Raw genomic sequence first — 16,369 nt, 5'->3', positions numbered from 1 at the left:
TCACATCCAGTACATCATAACTGGCAAAATTATCGGTATAGACGATGCTGTCAGGGTAAATTTTTGACTCTATTATCGGCAGTAATGTGCGTGATTTGGCATCGGGTATGACCTTGGTATACACCTTACCACCACGCTTGAGAAGCCCGAAAACAGGCACTTTTCCGGCAGCACCTCTGCCACGCTGACCTTTACGACGACCACCAAAATAACTTTCGTCCAGTTCAATCTCGCCATCAAACCAGGAGTGCCTATCTACGTGCTCGGCTATCAGCACTCTGAGGCGGTGAAAATAGTATGCAGCAGTGTTCCTGTGGACACCAACCAGCTCTGCGGCAATACGGGCTGTGGAGCCTGCAATAAACTGTTCAAGTAACCGTTCCTGTTTGTACTGACTGAGTCTGCTTTTTCTCATGGCACTATCCTAGATGATCTTAGTTATCTAGGACAGCCCCATTATTTATTGTATCAAGTAATGAAGAACAATTTAAATGCTGTATTCAGTGAGACTTCGGAGGCATTACCCATGAAAATCTATGCAGCCCAGAAGTGGGTTCATGGATACCTCATAGCCCGATGAAAACGCCCGGCTCAGGGCACTGCTGCAGGAGTAGCAGACCACCATCCGCAAAATGGCGGAGTATAACCGTCTGCTCTCGCAGCGGGTGGCGGCGTACGCCAGCGAAATTAACAGGCTGAAGGCGCTGGTCGCTAAGCTGCAGCGCATGCAGTTCGGCAAAAGCTCCGAAAAGCTGCGTGAGAAAACACAGCGCCAGGTGCGCGAGGCAGAAGAGTGCATCAACGCCCTGCAGGAGGAGATGGTGGAGGTGCCGGGTGAACAGCATGACCCTGTACTGCCGCAGCCGCTGCGTCAGTCTTCCGCACGTAAACCTTTACCGGCTTAGCTTCCCCGCGAAACCTGCACGCTGGCGCTAATCAGCAGCGCCTTTAAGGTTATCGGAACGCAGCGGCCAAAACTGACCTGCTGCAGCTGTGACCACATCGCTCAGCAATGGCATTCGGTTAAGCTTTGCCGGAGCATGAAAGGAGTTCCAACGCGATTACTCTTCACTGCTGCCGCTTACGCGCTGGATATTCGCCCCAAGAGCGGTCAGCTTGTCTTCAATGTGCTCATAACCACGATCGATGTGGTAAATACGATCCACAATGGTGGTGCCTTCTGCGATACAGCCCGCCAGAATAAGGCTGGCGGAAGCACGCAGATCGGTGGCCATGACTTGGGCACCGGACAGTTTTTCCACCCCGTGGCAGATCAGCCTGTTGCTTTCGATCTCGCCGTGCGCGCCCATGCGTACCAGTTCTGGCACGTGCATAAAGCGGTTCTCGAAGATGGTTTCGGTAATCACACCGGTTCCTTCTGCCACCAAGTTCAGCAGGCTGAACTGTGCCTGCATATCGGTTGGGAAGCCCGGATGCGGCGCGGTGCGCAGATTGACGGCCTTAGGCCGCTTACCGTGCATATCTAGGCTGATCCAGTCTTCACCGGTTTCGATATCTGCACCCGCTTCACACAGCTTAGCCAGTACGGCATCTAGGGTGTCAGGCTGTGCCGCACGGCACACCACTTTACCGCCGGAGATCGCCGCAGCGACTAGGAAGGTACCGGTTTCAATGCGGTCAGGCAGTACGCGGTACACGCCGCCGCCTAGGCGCTGCACGCCTTCGATGGTGATGCGGTCGCTGCCTGCGCCAGTGATTTTCGCACCCAGCGTATTCAGAAAATTAGCAGTATCAACGATTTCCGGCTCGCGGGCCGCATTCTCAATCACGGTAGTGCCGGTTGCTAGCGTGGCCGCGCTCATAATGGTCACGGTCGCGCCAACGCTGACCTTATCCATCACGATATGCGCGCCTTTCAGGCGACCATCAACCGAGGCTTTCACGTAGCCCTCTTCCAGCTTAATCGTGGCACCGAACTGCTCCAAACCGGTGATATGCAGGTCAACCGGACGCGCACCGATAGCGCAGCCGCCGGGCAGTGAAACCTGCCCTTGGCCAAAACGCGCCACAAGCGGACCGAGTGCCCAGATAGAAGCGCGCATGGTTTTCACTAGATCGTAAGGCGCACAGTAAATGTTGACCTCACTGGCATCCAGATGCACGGAACCATTACGTTCTGCTTTCATACCCAGCTTGCTGAGCAGCTTCATGGTAGTATCGATGTCCTTCAGCTTCGGGACGTTCTGAATCTCTACCGGCTTTTCAGCCAGCAAAGCAGCGAACAGGATCGGCAATGCGGCGTTTTTAGCCCCGGAAATAGTGACTTCACCACTCAGACGGGTCGGACCCTGTACACGAAATTTATCCATTGCAACTGCTCTCTATTGTCAGCTAAAAATCTGCCGCCAGCGCCTCACCACGTTTCGCGTGGCAAACTCTGGCTGCTTAAAAACCGTTTAACTTACGGTCACGCGCCCACTCTTCAGGGGTATAAGTCTTGATGGAAACCGCATGCATGCGGTTATCCGCGATGTACTCCATTAGCGGAGCATAGACCGTCTGCTGTTTCTTAACGCGGTTCAGTTTACCAAACAGTTCACCCACGGCAATCACTTGGAAATGGCTACCATCTCCGGTTACGTGGACTTCCTGCAGCGATAGCGCGCTCATCAGCACGGATTGAATTTCACTCGTTTCCATTATGCTCTTAAATTCACTTGATAATAAACAGGCACACATCTTAGTGGAATCAACCCTACTCTTAAACAAGCAAAAAATGCCTGTGGCTGGAAAAAAAGCCTAAATAAGAACAGATAACACTCCTAGTTAGGTAAAAACGAGTAAACTCAACGCGTTCCACGGCTACCTCTGCCGGATTAACGCGCCCAGCGCCTCACTCGCCTTCGGCAATAATTTTCTGCAGGTTATACAGGGTGATCAGCGAACGGAGTTTGTCCGTGATCCCGGTAAAACGCGGTGCCTTGCCACGCTCTAACACGATCTGCCGCAGATGGACCAGCAGGGCTAGGCCATCCGAGTCCACGCGTTGCAGACCCGCAACGTCGATAATCTCAACCCGGCCCATCACCTCAGCACGCTGCTGCCAAAGCGGCAGCAGGGTTTCACGTTCCAGCTCGCCAGCAAGAGTGAGCCTGTCATCCGCGACCTGCCAGCGCAGTTGCCCGTCCATTACTGCTGCTTGTCCAAGGTTATAGGCTCACTCGCTGCCGACTCTAGGCGCGCGGTCAGTCCGTCAATGCCCTGCTGACGCAGCACGCCGCTCCACTCCTTCTGCTTGGTCCTGATCATACTCACGCCTTCCGCGATCATATCAAACGCCTGCCAGTTTCCACTGACGCTGTTTTTACGCCACTGGAAGTCTAGGCGCACCGGTGGTCGGCCGTTCGGGTCGATGATGGTGACGCGGATAGCGACAATGTTTGCGTTACCCAGCGGCTGCTCCGGAGCGATCTGATAAGTCTGACCGTTATACATCGCCAGCGCCTGGCTGTAAGCCTGGGTCAGATAATCGCTGAAGGCCGCAAAGTAGGCTTCATGCTGTGCCGGAGTGGCATCCTTGTAGTAGCGTCCCAGCACCAGCGCGCCCGCATATTTCACCTGCATATAAGGCAGCAGCTCTTCACGTACAATCTGCCGCAGATAGTTAGGAGCCTGCTTGATTTTAGGCTGTTCGTTTTTTAGGCGATCAAAGGTCTTCTGCACCGCCTCATTCATTAGTTTGTAAGGATTGGTCTGGTCGGCTGCGGCATTCGCCGCTACGGATGCAATGACCAGCATCGCGACCATAAGTAAACGTTTAAACATTACTTGCCCTCTTATGGATTATTCGCCGCAGCAGGCGCTGCTGTGGTCGGATCCGCCTCATCACCGGCGGCAGGTGAATTCTTGCTGTCGCCGTTGCCGCTTTTGTAGAGGAACTGGCCTATCAGATCTTCCAGCACCATCGCTGACTTGGTGTCTTGGATGGTACTGCCGTCTTTCAGAATTGCGGTGCCCATTTCCGGGTCATCAAAGCCGATATTCAGCGCCAGATACTGCTCCCCCAGTAGACCGGAAGTCCTTACCGCCAGCGAGCTGGTGTCGGGGATATTGTTATATTTGTCTTCAAGATTCATAGCGACTTTCGGTGAGTAGTTTTTCGGGTCCAGCGTGATATCAGTTACGCGCCCCACGACCACGCCGCCAACTTTGACCGGGGAGCCGGTTTTCAGGCCACCAATATTGTCAAAAGTAGCATAAAGCTTCCAGGTCGGTTCATTGCCGAGGGATTTCAGGTCGGCAACGCGCAGACAGAGAAATATGATCGCGCACAGCGCTAAAAGTAAGAAGGCACCTACCCAAATTTCGCTTTTTTTCGTTTGCATTGCATCAGTTCCCAAACATCAGTGCAGTAAGCACAAAATCCAAACCGAGTACCGCCAGTGAAGCATGTACCACGGTACGCGTCGTTGCCCGACTGATCCCTTCAGAACTCGGGATGGCGTCATAGCCGTTAAACAGCGCAGTCCAAGTCACAGTCATCGCAAATACGGCGCTTTTGATCACGCAGTTGATAATATCTGTTCGCAGGTCGACCGCACTCTGCATCGCTGACCAGAAGAAGCCAAGGTCAATCCCTTTCCAGCCCATGCCAACCAGCGCGCCACCCAGCACCCCGACCGCGACAAAAATCAGCGTCAGCAGCGGCATGCTGATAAAGCCAGCCCAAAAACGCGGCGAAATAATGCGGCGCAGTGGGTCAACCGCCATCATCTCCATGCTGGAGAGCTGCTCGGTGGCTTTCATCAGGCCAATCTCTGCCGTCAGGGCCGAACCGGCACGCCCGGCAAATAGCACCGCGGTAACCACCGGCCCCAGCTCGCGCAGCAGCGACAGCGCGACAATCATACCTAGGCTGGTTTCAGCGTTGTAGGTTTTCAGCACTAGGTAACCTTGCAGGCTAAGCACCATGCCGATAAACAGCCCGGATACAATCACGATGAGCAGTGAAAGCACGCCAACGCTATAAAGCTGTTTAACCAGCAGGTGAGCGTGCTTACGAAAACGGGGAATGGCAAACAGCGCATGGAACAGCATCAGTCCGGCGCGGCCAAATGAGGCACAGGTATTAATTCCCTGACGCCCTAATGACGCCAGTGCTCTTAGAAACATAAGTCTGTTAACTCCCTGAGCCGACTAAATCTTGCAGGTAATCCTCTGCCGGGAAACGGCAAGGTACCGGACTATCAGCAATGCCGTCAATAAACTGACGCACGCGGGCATCCTCGTTATCACGCAGTTCAGGTGCCGTCCCCTGAGCGATCACTTTCTGATCCGCGATAATATAAGCGTAATCGGCAATGCTCAGCACCTCAGGCACATCGTGCGATACCACGATACAGGTGACGCCCAACGAGTGGTTAAGTTCGTCGATCAACTTCACCAGCACGCCCATGGTGATGGGATCCTGGCCGACAAAGGGTTCGTCAAACATGATCAAATCCGGTTCCAGCGCGATTGCTCGCGCCAGCGCCGCACGGCGCGCCATCCCACCTGAAAGTTCAGAAGGCTTAAGATTGGCAGCGCAGCGCAGGCCCACCGCTTCCAGTTTCATCATCACTGAACTATGCAGCAGCGCCTTTGGCAGCTGTGTATGCTCACGCAGCGGCCATGCCACGTTATCAAACACGCTCAGATCGGTGAATAACGCCCCTGACTGAAACAGCATGCTCATTTTTTTACGTGCTTCGTACAAGCGTGTGCGCGACAGCGTGGGGATATTTTCGCCGTTAAACCAGATTTCACCGCTGTCTGGAGGGATCTGCCCGCTGATTAAACGCAGTAAAGTGGTTTTGCCTATGCCGGAAGGGCCCATTATCGCGGTGACCTTCCCTTTGGACACCGTAAGCGAGATGTTATCGAAAATCGGCCGGTTGCCACGGGAAAAACTCACGCCCCGCACATCCACCAAATTCGTCTCCGTCTGGCTCATAGTTACCTCATTCCTTATTCTCAAACGTTAAATTTACCCCCGATGGTAATGTATTACCCATCAGACCGTACACTTTTACAGAAACTTACCGCAATAACGTAGCTAAAGCTGGCATAAGTTTTACTTTTCACGCGCAGACCGTCAAAATCACAGCCATTAAATTTTCTTTGCCTTAACTCTTTAAAGCAAACGGTAAACAACGATTATACCCGATCCAAAGGACACTTCATGCTCGTAGCTACAGCACTATTGATTATCGGTTTAGTCTTACTGGTTTATGGAGCAGATCCTCTGATGTTTAGCGCCGCAATATTGTGCTGTTCTCTGGGTATTCCGCCTTTGATTATCAGCATGATGCTGGTGGGCATTGGCACCTCGTTACCGGAGCTGATTGTCTCCTTTTCCGTCGCCACGCACGGGCAGATGGATATCGCAGTTGGCACCGCGATGGGGTCAAATATTACCAATATTTTACTGATTCCTGGCGTCGCCGCGCTGCTGCACCCGCTCACCATCCACTCTAGGCTGGTACGCAGTAAGCTGCCGCTGATGCTGTTGGTGACGCTGCTGTGCGGCGTAATGCTGTTTGATAACGAACTGAGCCGCAACGATGGTCTGGCGATGATCACCATTGCCGCTATCTATCTGATGTTTATCATCAAGATTGCTCGCCGCGCTGAACGGGAAAACAGCAACTCGCTAACGCGTGAGCAGCTGGCTGAACTGCCGAGAGATGACGTGGGCAATAAATACTGTGGCCTTCTTGTAGCTGGCAGCGGCGCTGATTGTGCTGCCGATGTCAACACGTATGGTCATAGACAACGCCACGGTGATTGCCGACTATTTCGGCGTCAGCGAACTGGTGATTGGCCTGACGATTATTTCGGTCAGCACCAGCCTGCCGGAACTGGCTACGGTGATTGCTGGCGCGCTGAAGGGCGAAGATGATATCGCCATCGGCAACCTTATCGTGTCTAATATTTATAATATGGTAATTGTGCTGGGCATTCCGGCACTGAATCTACCTAAGCACGCTCGACTCCGCAGCTTCCGCCCGTGATTACTGGGTGATGCTGGGAGTCAGTGCCCTGTTTACACTGATCTGTTTCCAGCGCAGTGGCCGCATTGATCGGCTGGCTGGTGCGTTGTTAGCTGTGCGGTTTTATCGTCTGGGTGGGAATGCTGTATCAGTTCCCCTCAGTGACCTTCTGGTAAAAGGACTGGAGAATTATGGCGCATATCATGGCCGATCCCGATTTTGATTTTCAACAGGCCGGGAAAGAGGTTTTACGGATTGAACGCGAAGGGCTGGAACAGCTCGATCGGTACATCAACGACGACTTTAGCCGGGCCTGCGAGCTGATTTATCGCTGCCGTGGCAAAGTGGTGGTAATGGGCATGGGCAAATCCGGTCATATCGGTAAGAAGATGGCGGCGACCTTTGCCAGCACCGGTACGTCAGCATTTTTTGTTCATCCGGCTGAGGCCAGCCACGGTGATCTCGGCATGATGAGCCCATCCGATGTGGTGATTGCTGTTTCCAACTCTGGCGAGTCCTCCGAAATTCTGGCGCTGATCCCGGTACTGAAACGTCTGCATGTTTCGCTGCTCTGCCTCACCAGTCGCCCTGACAGCGCAATGGGACGTGCGGCAGATATCCACCTGTGTGTTAAAGTGCCGCAGGAAGCCTGCCCGTTGGGCCTAGCACCGACCACCAGCACCACCGCAACCTTAGTGATGGGCGATGCCCTAGCGGTTGCGCTGCTAAAAGCCCGCGGCTTTACCCAGGAAGATTTTGCGCTCTCTCATCCTGGCGGGGCGCTGGGTCGTAAACTGCTGCTGCGCGTTGATGATATCATGCACTCCGGCGGTGAGATGCCGCACGTCAGCCGTGATGCTTCCCTGCGTGATGCGCTACTGGAGATCACCCGTAAAAACATGGGGATGACGGTAATCTGCAATGACTTGATGAAAATCGAAGGCATCTTTACCGACGGTGATTTACGCCGCGTATTCGATATGGGCATTGATATCCAGCATGCCAGTATCGCCAGCGTGATGACGTTAGGTGGCGTGCGCGTGCGCCCGAATACGCTGGCCGTGGATGCGTTAAACCTGATGCAGAATAAAAATATTACCTGCGTAATGGTCGCTGATGGCGATCAGCTGCTCGGCGTGGTTCACATGCATGACATGCTGCGCGCAGGCGTTGTTTAAACTAGGAACTAAAAATAATGAGCAATCCAGTAGCCACCATTGAGACCTGTTATGGCGCAGTCAGCCAGCAGGTAATGGCGCAGACACAGCAAATTAAGCTGTTGATTTGTGACGTTGACGGCGTGATGTCCGACGGGGTGATTTACCAAGGAAATAACGGTGAAGAGCTCAAAGCCTTCAACGTGCGCGACGGTTATGGCATTCGCTGCCTGCTGACCAGCGGCATTCAAGTGGCGATTATTACCGACCGTAAAGCCAAACTGCTGGAAGATCGCTGCGCCACGCTGGGAATTACCCATCTTTACCAGAGACAGACAGATAAGCTTTTGGCCTTCCGTGAACTTCTGGATAGACTATCGCTTCGTGCCGAGCAGGTTGCCTATATTGGTGATGACCTGATCGACTGGCCGGTAATGTCGCAGGTTGGCCTGAGTGTGACCGTGGCCGATGCACACCCTGTTTTATTGCCCCGTGCGGACTACGTGACCCGAATTGCCTGTGGACGCGGTGCCGTGAGGGAAATTTGCGATCTTATTTTGAGCGCGCAAGCTAAGTTTGAAGAGGCCAAAGGGCGGTCAGTATGAGCAAAACAAGACGCTGGATAACGCTGATACTGACGCTGATTGCCATTGTGCTGATCGGCTGGAATCTAACCGAAAACGACAGCGATAGCAACGCTACCCGCAGTGACGACACGGAACCGACCTATATGAGCGATAATTCTCATACGGTTGTGTACAACCCTGAGGGCTCGCTGAGCTATAAGCTGGTGTCAGACAAGGTCACCCACTTCCAGACCGAAGCGGTGAGCTGGTTCGATAACCCGGTGATGACGACCTACGACGAAAATAAAATTCCAATCTGGTCGGTGCGGGCGGACAAAGCCAAGCTCACTAATCACCGCATGCTTTACCTGTATGGTCATGTGGAAGTGAACAGCCAGACCAAAGATACTCAGCTTGAGCGGATTAAAACCGATAACGCTCAGATTAACCTGACCACTCAGGATGTCACTTCAGACGATCAAGTTACGCTTTATGGTCGCAGCTTTAACTCTACAGGTATGAAGATGCGTGGGAATTTACGGAAGAAAACTGCCGAGTTGATTGAAAAGGTCAAAACATCTTATGAAATTCAAAATGAACAATAGCCTTAAATTTCTGACGGCATCACTGCTGCTTGCCGCCAGCCTGCCCGCTCTGGCACTGACCGGCGACTCCGAAAAACCGGTTAACGTCGACTCAGAAAACCAGGCGCTGGATATGCAGGGCAACGTGGCTACCTTTACCGGCAAAGTTATCGTCACCCAGGGCTCAATCAAAATCACCGCGGATAAAGTGGTGGTGACCCGTCCGGGCGGCGACAGCAATAAAACCATTGTTGATGCCTACGGCAATCCGGCAACCTTCTACCAGATGCAGGATAACGGCAAGCCGGTGCAGGGCCATGCCCAGAAAATGCATTATGAGCTGGCAAAAGACTTGGTCGAACTGACCGGCAACGCTTATCTGGAACAGCTCGACAGCAACGTGAAAGGTGACAAAATCACCTATCTGGTCAAAGAGCAAAAAATGCAGGCCTTTGGCAGCACCGGCAAACGTGTTACCACCGTGTTAGTGCCATCGCAGTTGCAGGATAAAGGCACTCAGTCAAACGGCCAGAAAAAGAGTAACTAACTAACATGGCAACCTTAATTGCGGAAAATCTAGCGAAGGCCTACAAAGGCCGTAGCGTGGTTGAAGATGTCAGCCTAGAAGTTAAATCCGGCGAAATCGTCGGCCTGCTGGGCCCGAACGGTGCAGGTAAAACCACCACCTTTTACATGGTAGTTGGGATTGTGCCACGTGATGCGGGCCGCATCGTGATCGACGATGAAGACATCAGTATTCTGCCACTGCATGCCCGGGCGCGTCGTGGTATTGGCTACCTGCCTCAGGAAGCCTCCATCTTCCGTCGTCTGAGCGTTTACGACAACCTGATGGCCATTCTGCAGATCCGTGATGACCTGACCAGCGAGCAGCGAGACGACCGCGCTAACGAACTGCAGGCCGAGTTCCACATTGAACACCTGCGCGACAGCCTAGGTCATGCGCTGTCCGGTGGTGAACGCCGCCGCGTCGAGATTGCCCGCGCGCTGGCCGCCAACCCAAAGTTTATCCTGCTAGATGAACCCTTCGCAGGTGTTGACCCGATCTCCGTCATCGATATTAAAAAGATTATTGAGCACCTGCGTGACAGCGGTCTTGGCGTGCTGATCACCGACCATAACGTACGCGAAACGCTGGCAGTCTGCGAACAAGCCTATATCGTCAGCCAGGGGCATCTGATCGCCCATGGCACCCCGGAAGCGATCCTAGCCGATGAGCAAGTTAAGCGCGTCTATTTGGGTGAAGAGTTCAGACTCTGATAAGGTGTTCACATTTGGTAAAATTTCTTGGGAATTAATATCCTGAATATGAAGCAAGGTTTACAACTCAGGCTGAGCCAACAGCTTGCCATGACGCCACAACTGCAGCAGGCCATCCGCCTGCTGCAACTCTCTACGCTTGAACTACAGCAGGAAATTCAGCTGGCGCTAGAGAGTAACCCGTTGCTTGAACAGACTGACATTCACGAAGAAGTTGATACCTGCGAATATCAGGAAACCGAAGCGCTGGATACCCGCGAAGCGCTGGAACAGAAGGACATGCCGGAAGAGCTGCCGCTCGATGCCACCTGGGATGAGATCTACAGCGCCGCCACCCCATCTGGTACGAGCACTGACTATCATGATGATGAACTTTTGGTCTATCAGGGTGAAACCACCCAGACGCTGCAGGATTACCTGATGTGGCAGGTTGAGCTGACGCCGTTTACCGACACCGACCGCGCGATAGCGACCTCGATTGTTGATGCGGTTGACGATACCGGCTATCTCACCGTGACGCTGGATGAAATCCTCTGCAGCATTGGCGATGACGAGCTGTCGATGGATGAAGTCGAAGCGGTGCTGAAGCGCGCGCAGCGTTTTGACCCAGTCGGCGTCTGCGCCCGCGATCTGCGTGACTGCCTGATGGTGCAGCTTTCCCAGTTTCCGACTGATTTTCCGCTGCTGAAAGAGGCGCGCCTGATCGTCGGCGAGCACTTGGATCTGCTGGCAAATCACGACTTCCGCAGCCTGATGCGCGTCACCCGCCTGAAAGAAGAGGTGCTGAAAGGGGCGATGCAGCTGATCCAGACCCTCGACCCGCGCCCAGGCCAGTCGATCAACACCCAGGAACCAGAATACGTCATCCCGGACGTACTAGTGCGCAAGGCCAGCAATCGCTGGACGGTGGAACTCAACGCCGACAGCGTGCCGCGCCTAAAGATCAACCAGCATTACGCCTCCCTCGGCGCCAGCTCGCGCAGCGACAGCGATACGCAGTTTATTCGCAGCAATCTGCAGGAAGCGAAGTGGCTGATTAAAAGCTTGGAAAACCGCAATGATACGCTGCTGAAGGTGACGCGCTGTATCGTCGACCAGCAGCAGGCCTTTTTTGAGCAGGGTGAAGAGTTCATGCGTCCGATGGTGTTGGCCGATATTGCCAGCGCCGTAGAGATGCACGAGTCGACTATCTCGCGCGTGACGACGCAGAAATACCTGCACAGCCCGCGAGGCATTTTTGAACTGAAGTATTTTTTCTCTAGCCACATCGATACCGAGGGAGGTGGAGAAGCCTCCTCCACGGCGATCCGTGCGCTGGTGAAGAAATTAATCTCGGCGGAGAATCCCGCCAAACCGTTAAGCGACAGCAAGCTCACCACCCTTCTTTACGATCAGGGAATTATGGTGGCCCGACGCACTGTGGCAAAATACCGAGAGTCTTTATCCATCCCACCATCAAACCAGCGCAAGCAGCTGGTCTGAAAGCACTGAGAAGGAAGACACCATGCAGCTCAATATCACTGAACAACACGTTGAAATCACCCAGCCACTGCGTGATTTTTTAACTGAAAAGTTTGCCAAACTGGAACACTACTTTGACCGCATCAATCAGATTTATATCGTGCTAAAGGTGGCGAAAATAACATAGATTGCAGATGCCACGCTGCATGTGAACGGTGGGGAGCTGCACGCCATCTCAGAAGATAAAGATATATACGCGGCGATTGACGGGCTGGTAGATAAGCTCGCTCGCCAGTTAAATAAACATAAAGATAAGCTAAAACAACACTAAACTTCACTATACATTGATTATTTTTTTTCGGCGAACCCAATATCAGTTAAGCCGGAAGCATTTCCGACTCGTGTTCCTTCGGGAAGACGAGCCGTTAATCAATACGGCATGTTAATCTCTCGATCCGAATGTCGGGTTCGAGCTATCGCCCCATGCAAGTGAATACCTAAGTGAAACTATGATGAACAATGATCTGAAACTGGGCTCCGTATTGAGCGTCGCATGTACTCGTAATGGCGTGCACTGTCAGAGCAAAAAACGGGCGTTGGAAATTGTCAGCGAGCTGGCGGCGAAACAGTTAAGTCTGCCGCACCAGACAATTTTTGAAGCTATCCTGACGCGTGAGCGTATGGGCAGTACCGGCATTGGCAATGGCATTGCCATCCCGCACGGTAAGCTGGAAGAAGATACGCTGCGCGCCGTTGGGGTGTTTATCTGCCTTGACCAGCCTATCGCGTTTGACGCCATTGATAATCAGCCGGTGGATCTGCTGTTTGCCCTGCTGGTTCCGGCAGATCAGTGCAAGACGCATCTGCACACGCTGTTGCTGGTGGCCAAACGCCTAGCCGATAAAACGGTGCTGCGCCGTTTACGTGCTGCTCAGACCGATGAAGATCTGTATGAGATCATCACGCAAGATCACGAAAAGAGCTAAACGCAGTTGTATCGCGTTGTGACAAACGGGGAGAAGAGTTAATGGTGCTGATGATCGTCAGCGGACGTTCTGGCTCAGGTAAATCAGTAGCCCTGCGGGCGCTGGAAGATATGGGCTTTTACTGCGTGGATAACTTACCCGTGGTACTGCTGCCAGACCTGGCTCGCTCACTTTCTGAGCGTAACATGTCCGCCGCAGTGAGCATTGACGTGCGTAACATGCCGGAATCCCCGGAAGTGTTTGAAACTGCGCTGAACAGCCTGCCGGACTGTTTTTCGCCGCAGCTGCTGTTCCTAAATGCTGACCGCAATACGCTGATCCGCCGCTACAGCGATACCCGTCGTCTGCATCCGCTTTCCAGTAAGAATCTGTCGCTGGAAAGCGCGATCGATGAAGAGAGCGATCTGCTGGAGCCGCTGCGTTCGCGCGCGGACCTGATTATCGACACCTCGGAAATGTCAGTGCACGAGCTGGCCGAGATGCTGCGTACCCGACTGCTTGGCAAGCGCGAGCGCGAGCTAACGATGGTGTTTGAGTCCTTTGGTTTCAAGCACGGCATTCCGATTGATGCCGATTACGTGTTTGACGTGCGCTTCCTGCCCAATCCGCACTGGGACCCGAAGCTGCGCCCGATGACCGGCCTCGACCGCCCGGTTGCTGCCTTCCTCGACCGCCACACTGAAGTCCACAATTTTATCTACCAGACGCGCAGCTACCTTGAGCTGTGGTTACCGATGCTGGAAACCAATAACCGCAGCTATCTGACCGTCGCGATTGGCTGTACCGGCGGTAAACACCGCTCGGTGTACATTGCCGAACAGCTTGCAGATTATTTCCGCTCGCGCGGGAAAAACGTACAGTCCCGTCACCGCACGCTAGAAGAACGCAAATCATGACCGTGAAGCAAACCGTTGAAATTAAAAACAAGCTGGGCATGCATGCGCGCCCAGCCATGAAGCTATTTGAGCTGGTACAGAGTTTTTATGCAGAGGTGCTGCTGCGCAATGAAAGCGGCACGGAAGCAGAAGCCAGCAGCGTAATTGCCCTGCTGATGCTCGACTCCGCCAAGGGCGGGCATATTGAAGTGGAAGTCAGCGGCCTGCAGGAAAAGGAAGCGCTGACGGCAGTGATTGACCTGTTTAACACCGGATTCGACGAAGACTGAGTGTGATAGGCCGGTATTAAGCCGGTCGGGTGAGTCCTCTGCCTGTATTACGACAGTAGCGTTTTGACCTGCTACATCAGATTTGCCACATCTTCCGGGCGCGTTCTGCCGCTCTGCTTATCTATAATCGAACTGTAGATGTGCGGGATCACTTTCGGCACGCCCGCGCGCAGGCAGGTTTCGAGGATAAGGCTGAAATTTTCCAGATCGATGCCGCCGGTCAGTTCGATCATCGTTATCCCCTGGCGTACCGTGCTCTCTGTCAGCACTTTTAACTCCGCCAGCGACTTATCACCGCCCATCGGGAAAAACTCCGCCGCGTGCGCCCCCATATCCAGCATCATGCAGACTGTGCTATCGCAATCCGCCAGCGCTCCGGCAGCAAACCCCGCCCCGGGTAAACGTCTAGTTGACGTGCGCACTGCGCGTAGCGGCGGCAATCAGCGCAGCTTTCGCATACTGAGTCGGGTCGCCCACCCCCCAATGGCTTTCCGTTAAGCTCTTGCCGGAGCATGAAAGGAGTTCCAGCGCGTTCTGAGCCGCATAGATTTTCGTGGGTAATGCCTCCTAGGTCTCACTCGTTGAGTCAGACCAATAAGCCCATTTCGGTTTATTCCCCTCGCTGCCCATATAGACGTTATTATTATCGCTATAATTAATATTATGCCCCGATATCTTTGTGATGTTAAGTAATAACATATGCGCCTGAATTTCTTGTTTTACGCCTTTTCACTCTGCGAATGAAAATCTTCAATATAAAGGATTGACTTAGATGATTTATATGGTTCTTCTCTATTTCATCGCTGATGATATAAATCATGAAATACTTTCGTTTCATAATGCTATTTTCAATAAGAGTAGTGGCAAGAATATATTTACCATTTTGATTATTGTGTTTTATTAGTCTAACTGTTAGGCTCAGAAATTCTGAGAGATGCTTTCTTTTTTTGAGATTCGTGCGCCAGCGCAGCGTTGAAAATTTAGCGGGTATTCCGGCGGACAAAATTTATCTGGTGCAGCTCTCGGACCTCGACAAACAGCCGGAGATTTGCTACGGCAGCAGTGGCGATGAGCGCCCTGCGTAGCATGCTGTAGGGTTCAGGCATGCCTGAACCTAGGCGAAGCATGCTTCGCCCCGACGAGAAAGCTTATACCGCGCGCAGTTTGCCTTCGGCGGCTGCTTCACTACCCTCGGCCGCGCTGCTATTTTCCGGCAGCTTGCCGGTGCGCAGGATCTGCGGCAGCGCGTCTTTATTTTCGGCAAGGTAGAGGCCCAGCGCCTCGCCCTGCTGCTCGTCTATCTACAGCGGGCTAGCGGTCAGCCAGTCTGAGAACACTTCCGCCATGTCGAGCATCTTGTCATAGGCATCGGCTTCTTTCTTGCTGGCAAATGTCATCTTTCCTCACCTTTTCTGACGATAACCTATTTGATTTCAACAACCATGATTTTCGTCCCGTTTAACTGTATTTTTGTGGGTTTTCCCTTGTTGTGGTGGCTGAGGGCATGATAATGGTATGTTTTATCACCTGAGAACATCTCCATAAATGAGAAATCTCTCTATGCCTACATCCTTAACCTGACCGCTCCGTGGCAGGTGTTAAATCTCTTTCCCTTGATGAAGAGACATCAGGCGAAGCGATATCCTACCCTGTTCATGATCACCAGCATCAGAAATGGCGTCACCTTGATACTGCCAGTTTGCCACTCTGATTGAAGCCGATGTCCCCCGAATTATGTGTCCTGAGCACAGTTGTCTGACACTCCCGGTTCCGTGGGCAGAAGAAGCGCATCAGTAGCGGCAAACGCCCATAGCGCAGGTGCCACAGGCGAGTATGCGTTCAATGGCGAGTCGGGTCCACTGGCTGACGCTGTCGCCGTGTTTTTCGAGATAGCGGTTCCAGCCGTCATCGACGGTGAAAAGGAGTTTGGCGGGACGCGGGATATACATGGAGCTGAGTATAAAGCGGAGCTCCGGTCATGCAAAGCACCGGAACAGCGAAGCCGTGAAGCTCGCCCTGTAAGGGCGCTACGTTCATTATTTGCGCCTCGCGTTACCTGAGGTTTTTAAGAGCTTTCCCCACCTTTCCCACCAGAAATTGTTCACATCGTGAGCGCGATCATAAATTTCACTTCTGCCGCTATCTTTTGGAACCGGTTCTAACTAACGTTTTTTATCAAG

The 16,369-nt window shown here is 53.0% G+C and carries 18 protein-coding genes and 7 pseudogenes; 14 read left to right on the top strand and 11 right to left on the bottom strand.

The features are described 5' to 3' along the window. On the bottom strand, nucleotides 1-415 hold a 415-nt coding region (locus tag BBW68_RS02110; protein ID WP_148127470.1), incomplete at its 3' end, for an IS1595 family transposase. A gap of 184 nt (nucleotides 416-599) precedes the next feature. Between BBW68_RS02110 and BBW68_RS02105 the strand changes: the two are divergent. Beyond that, a pseudogene (locus BBW68_RS02105) lies at nucleotides 600-1,010 on the top strand (transposase domain-containing protein); the annotation flags it as partial. A gap of 51 nt (nucleotides 1,011-1,061) precedes the next feature. Here the strand turns inward: BBW68_RS02105 and murA are convergent. The 7 genes from murA to mlaF all read right to left on the bottom strand — a co-directional run bounded on the left by murA (nucleotide 1,062) and on the right by mlaF (nucleotide 5,953). Then, complete coding sequence (gene murA, locus BBW68_RS02100) at nucleotides 1,062-2,330, bottom strand: UDP-N-acetylglucosamine 1-carboxyvinyltransferase (RefSeq protein ID WP_070133804.1); 1,269 nt, start codon at nucleotides 2,328-2,330, stop codon at nucleotides 1,062-1,064. A gap of 76 nt (nucleotides 2,331-2,406) precedes the next feature. Continuing rightward, complete coding sequence (gene ibaG, locus BBW68_RS02095; protein WP_070133803.1) at nucleotides 2,407-2,661, bottom strand: BolA family iron metabolism protein IbaG; 255 nt, start codon at nucleotides 2,659-2,661, stop codon at nucleotides 2,407-2,409. A gap of 193 nt (nucleotides 2,662-2,854) precedes the next feature. Continuing rightward, nucleotides 2,855-3,151 carry a lipid asymmetry maintenance protein MlaB gene (gene mlaB, locus BBW68_RS02090; RefSeq protein ID WP_070133802.1) on the bottom strand — a complete coding sequence of 99 codons (297 nt, stop codon included), beginning with the start codon at nucleotides 3,149-3,151 and terminating at the stop codon, nucleotides 2,855-2,857. Next, nucleotides 3,151-3,786: a phospholipid-binding protein MlaC gene (gene mlaC / locus BBW68_RS02085; protein WP_070133801.1), complete on the bottom strand. Its 636-nt coding sequence runs from the start codon at nucleotides 3,784-3,786 to the stop codon at nucleotides 3,151-3,153. Before mlaC ends, mlaB begins: the two co-directional genes overlap by 1 nt. Nucleotides 3,787-3,797: 11 nt before the next feature. Further along, on the bottom strand, nucleotides 3,798-4,346 hold the full coding sequence (mlaD, locus tag BBW68_RS02080) for an outer membrane lipid asymmetry maintenance protein MlaD (RefSeq protein ID WP_070133800.1): 549 nt from the start codon (nucleotides 4,344-4,346) through the stop codon (nucleotides 3,798-3,800). Between the two features lie 4 nt (nucleotides 4,347-4,350). Continuing rightward, entirely contained in the window at nucleotides 4,351-5,133 is a 783-nt protein-coding gene (gene mlaE / locus BBW68_RS02075) for a lipid asymmetry maintenance ABC transporter permease subunit MlaE (RefSeq protein ID WP_070133799.1), read from the bottom strand. A gap of 7 nt (nucleotides 5,134-5,140) precedes the next feature. After that, the gene (gene mlaF / locus BBW68_RS02070) at nucleotides 5,141-5,953 is read right to left on the bottom strand and encodes a phospholipid ABC transporter ATP-binding protein MlaF (RefSeq protein ID WP_070133798.1); all 813 of its coding nucleotides are present in this window, start codon (nucleotides 5,951-5,953) and stop codon (nucleotides 5,141-5,143) included. Nucleotides 5,954-6,181: 228 nt separating this feature from the next. Between mlaF and BBW68_RS02065 the strand changes: the two are divergent. The 11 genes and pseudogenes from BBW68_RS02065 to npr all read left to right on the top strand — a co-directional run bounded on the left by BBW68_RS02065 (nucleotide 6,182) and on the right by npr (nucleotide 14,189). Further along, nucleotides 6,182-7,168 (top strand): annotated as a pseudogene (locus BBW68_RS02065) (calcium/sodium antiporter). Between the two features lie 15 nt (nucleotides 7,169-7,183). Then, complete coding sequence (gene kdsD / locus BBW68_RS02060) at nucleotides 7,184-8,170, top strand: arabinose-5-phosphate isomerase KdsD (protein ID WP_070133797.1); 987 nt, start codon at nucleotides 7,184-7,186, stop codon at nucleotides 8,168-8,170. A 17-nt stretch (nucleotides 8,171-8,187) separates the two neighbouring features. Further along, entirely contained in the window at nucleotides 8,188-8,754 is a 567-nt protein-coding gene (kdsC, locus tag BBW68_RS02055) for a 3-deoxy-manno-octulosonate-8-phosphatase KdsC (protein ID WP_070133796.1), read from the top strand. Then, nucleotides 8,751-9,320, top strand: a complete 570-nt coding sequence (lptC, locus tag BBW68_RS02050; RefSeq protein ID WP_070133795.1) for an LPS export ABC transporter periplasmic protein LptC — start codon at nucleotides 8,751-8,753, stop codon at nucleotides 9,318-9,320. The genes kdsC and lptC overlap by 4 nt, the downstream gene beginning before the upstream one ends. Continuing rightward, nucleotides 9,298-9,846 (top strand): lipopolysaccharide ABC transporter substrate-binding protein LptA, encoded by a 549-nt coding sequence (gene lptA / locus BBW68_RS02045; RefSeq protein ID WP_070133794.1) that lies wholly within the window; start codon nucleotides 9,298-9,300, stop codon nucleotides 9,844-9,846. The genes lptC and lptA overlap by 23 nt, the downstream gene beginning before the upstream one ends. Before the next feature lie 5 nt (nucleotides 9,847-9,851). Further along, the gene (gene lptB / locus BBW68_RS02040; protein WP_070133793.1) at nucleotides 9,852-10,577 is read left to right on the top strand and encodes an LPS export ABC transporter ATP-binding protein; all 726 of its coding nucleotides are present in this window, start codon (nucleotides 9,852-9,854) and stop codon (nucleotides 10,575-10,577) included. Between the two features lie 48 nt (nucleotides 10,578-10,625). After that, a complete protein-coding gene (rpoN, locus tag BBW68_RS02035) occupies nucleotides 10,626-12,059 on the top strand; it encodes an RNA polymerase factor sigma-54 (RefSeq protein ID WP_070133805.1) in 1,434 nt (477 codons plus the stop codon). A gap of 22 nt (nucleotides 12,060-12,081) precedes the next feature. After that, nucleotides 12,082-12,369: pseudogene (gene hpf / locus BBW68_RS02030) on the top strand (ribosome hibernation promoting factor). A gap of 178 nt (nucleotides 12,370-12,547) precedes the next feature. Further along, nucleotides 12,548-13,024, top strand: coding sequence for a PTS IIA-like nitrogen regulatory protein PtsN (gene ptsN, locus BBW68_RS02025; protein ID WP_070133792.1), 477 nt, complete (start codon nucleotides 12,548-12,550; stop codon nucleotides 13,022-13,024). Nucleotides 13,025-13,065: 41 nt separating this feature from the next. Beyond that, the gene (rapZ, locus tag BBW68_RS02020) at nucleotides 13,066-13,920 is read left to right on the top strand and encodes an RNase adapter RapZ (RefSeq protein WP_070133791.1); all 855 of its coding nucleotides are present in this window, start codon (nucleotides 13,066-13,068) and stop codon (nucleotides 13,918-13,920) included. Further along, a complete protein-coding gene (gene npr, locus BBW68_RS02015) occupies nucleotides 13,917-14,189 on the top strand; it encodes a PTS phosphocarrier protein NPr (RefSeq protein WP_070133790.1) in 273 nt (90 codons plus the stop codon). Before rapZ ends, npr begins: the two co-directional genes overlap by 4 nt. Nucleotides 14,190-14,260: 71 nt before the next feature. On the opposite strand, the pseudogene BBW68_RS02010 reads toward npr, so the two are convergent. Further along, nucleotides 14,261-14,669 (bottom strand): annotated as a pseudogene (locus BBW68_RS02010) (KDGP aldolase); the annotation flags it as partial. Between the two features lie 473 nt (nucleotides 14,670-15,142). Between BBW68_RS02010 and BBW68_RS20115 the strand changes: the two are divergent. After that, a pseudogene (locus tag BBW68_RS20115) lies at nucleotides 15,143-15,235 on the top strand (sugar phosphate isomerase/epimerase family protein); the annotation flags it as partial. A gap of 255 nt (nucleotides 15,236-15,490) precedes the next feature. Here the strand turns inward: BBW68_RS20115 and BBW68_RS20465 are convergent. Continuing rightward, entirely contained in the window at nucleotides 15,491-15,586 is a 96-nt protein-coding gene (locus tag BBW68_RS20465; RefSeq protein WP_420835321.1) for a YebG family protein, read from the bottom strand. Between the two features lie 144 nt (nucleotides 15,587-15,730). Here BBW68_RS20465 and BBW68_RS15455 point away from each other — a divergent pair. Next, a pseudogene (locus tag BBW68_RS15455) lies at nucleotides 15,731-15,968 on the top strand (transposase family protein); the annotation flags it as partial. Nucleotides 15,969-15,982: 14 nt separating this feature from the next. Here the strand turns inward: BBW68_RS15455 and BBW68_RS17460 are convergent. Next, a pseudogene (locus BBW68_RS17460) lies at nucleotides 15,983-16,138 on the bottom strand (IS91 family transposase); the annotation flags it as partial. Between the last annotated feature and the right edge of the window lie 231 nt (nucleotides 16,139-16,369).

Origin of the sequence: Candidatus Erwinia dacicola, assembly GCF_001756855.1 — a bacterium.
Classification (GTDB): Bacteria; Pseudomonadota; Gammaproteobacteria; order Enterobacterales; family Enterobacteriaceae; genus Erwinia; species Erwinia dacicola.
The sequence above is the reverse complement of the archived record's forward strand: the minus strand, read 5'-3'. Positions and strand labels throughout refer to the sequence as shown.

Excerpts from the sequence above, each read along its gene's own strand:
- murA (WP_070133804.1), bottom strand. The coding sequence starts at position 2,330 with ATGGATAAATTTCGTGTACAGGGTCCGACCCGTCTGAGTGGTGAAGTC.
- ibaG (WP_070133803.1), bottom strand. The coding sequence starts at position 2,661 with ATGGAAACGAGTGAAATTCAATCCGTGCTGATGAGCGCGCTATCGCTG.
- mlaB (WP_070133802.1), bottom strand. The coding sequence starts at position 3,151 with ATGGACGGGCAACTGCGCTGGCAGGTCGCGGATGACAGGCTCACTCTT.
- mlaC (WP_070133801.1), bottom strand. The coding sequence starts at position 3,786 with ATGTTTAAACGTTTACTTATGGTCGCGATGCTGGTCATTGCATCCGTA.
- mlaD (WP_070133800.1), bottom strand. The coding sequence starts at position 4,346 with ATGCAAACGAAAAAAAGCGAAATTTGGGTAGGTGCCTTCTTACTTTTA.
- mlaE (WP_070133799.1), bottom strand. The coding sequence starts at position 5,133 with ATGTTTCTAAGAGCACTGGCGTCATTAGGGCGTCAGGGAATTAATACC.
- mlaF (WP_070133798.1), bottom strand. The coding sequence starts at position 5,953 with ATGAGCCAGACGGAGACGAATTTGGTGGATGTGCGGGGCGTGAGTTTT.
- kdsD (WP_070133797.1), top strand. The coding sequence starts at position 7,184 with ATGGCGCATATCATGGCCGATCCCGATTTTGATTTTCAACAGGCCGGG.
- kdsC (WP_070133796.1), top strand. The coding sequence starts at position 8,188 with ATGAGCAATCCAGTAGCCACCATTGAGACCTGTTATGGCGCAGTCAGC.
- lptC (WP_070133795.1), top strand. The coding sequence starts at position 8,751 with ATGAGCAAAACAAGACGCTGGATAACGCTGATACTGACGCTGATTGCC.
- lptA (WP_070133794.1), top strand. The coding sequence starts at position 9,298 with ATGAAATTCAAAATGAACAATAGCCTTAAATTTCTGACGGCATCACTG.
- lptB (WP_070133793.1), top strand. The coding sequence starts at position 9,852 with ATGGCAACCTTAATTGCGGAAAATCTAGCGAAGGCCTACAAAGGCCGT.
- rpoN (WP_070133805.1), top strand. The coding sequence starts at position 10,626 with ATGAAGCAAGGTTTACAACTCAGGCTGAGCCAACAGCTTGCCATGACG.
- ptsN (WP_070133792.1), top strand. The coding sequence starts at position 12,548 with ATGATGAACAATGATCTGAAACTGGGCTCCGTATTGAGCGTCGCATGT.
- rapZ (WP_070133791.1), top strand. The coding sequence starts at position 13,066 with ATGGTGCTGATGATCGTCAGCGGACGTTCTGGCTCAGGTAAATCAGTA.
- npr (WP_070133790.1), top strand. The coding sequence starts at position 13,917 with ATGACCGTGAAGCAAACCGTTGAAATTAAAAACAAGCTGGGCATGCAT.
- BBW68_RS20465 (WP_420835321.1), bottom strand. The coding sequence starts at position 15,586 with ATGACATTTGCCAGCAAGAAAGAAGCCGATGCCTATGACAAGATGCTC.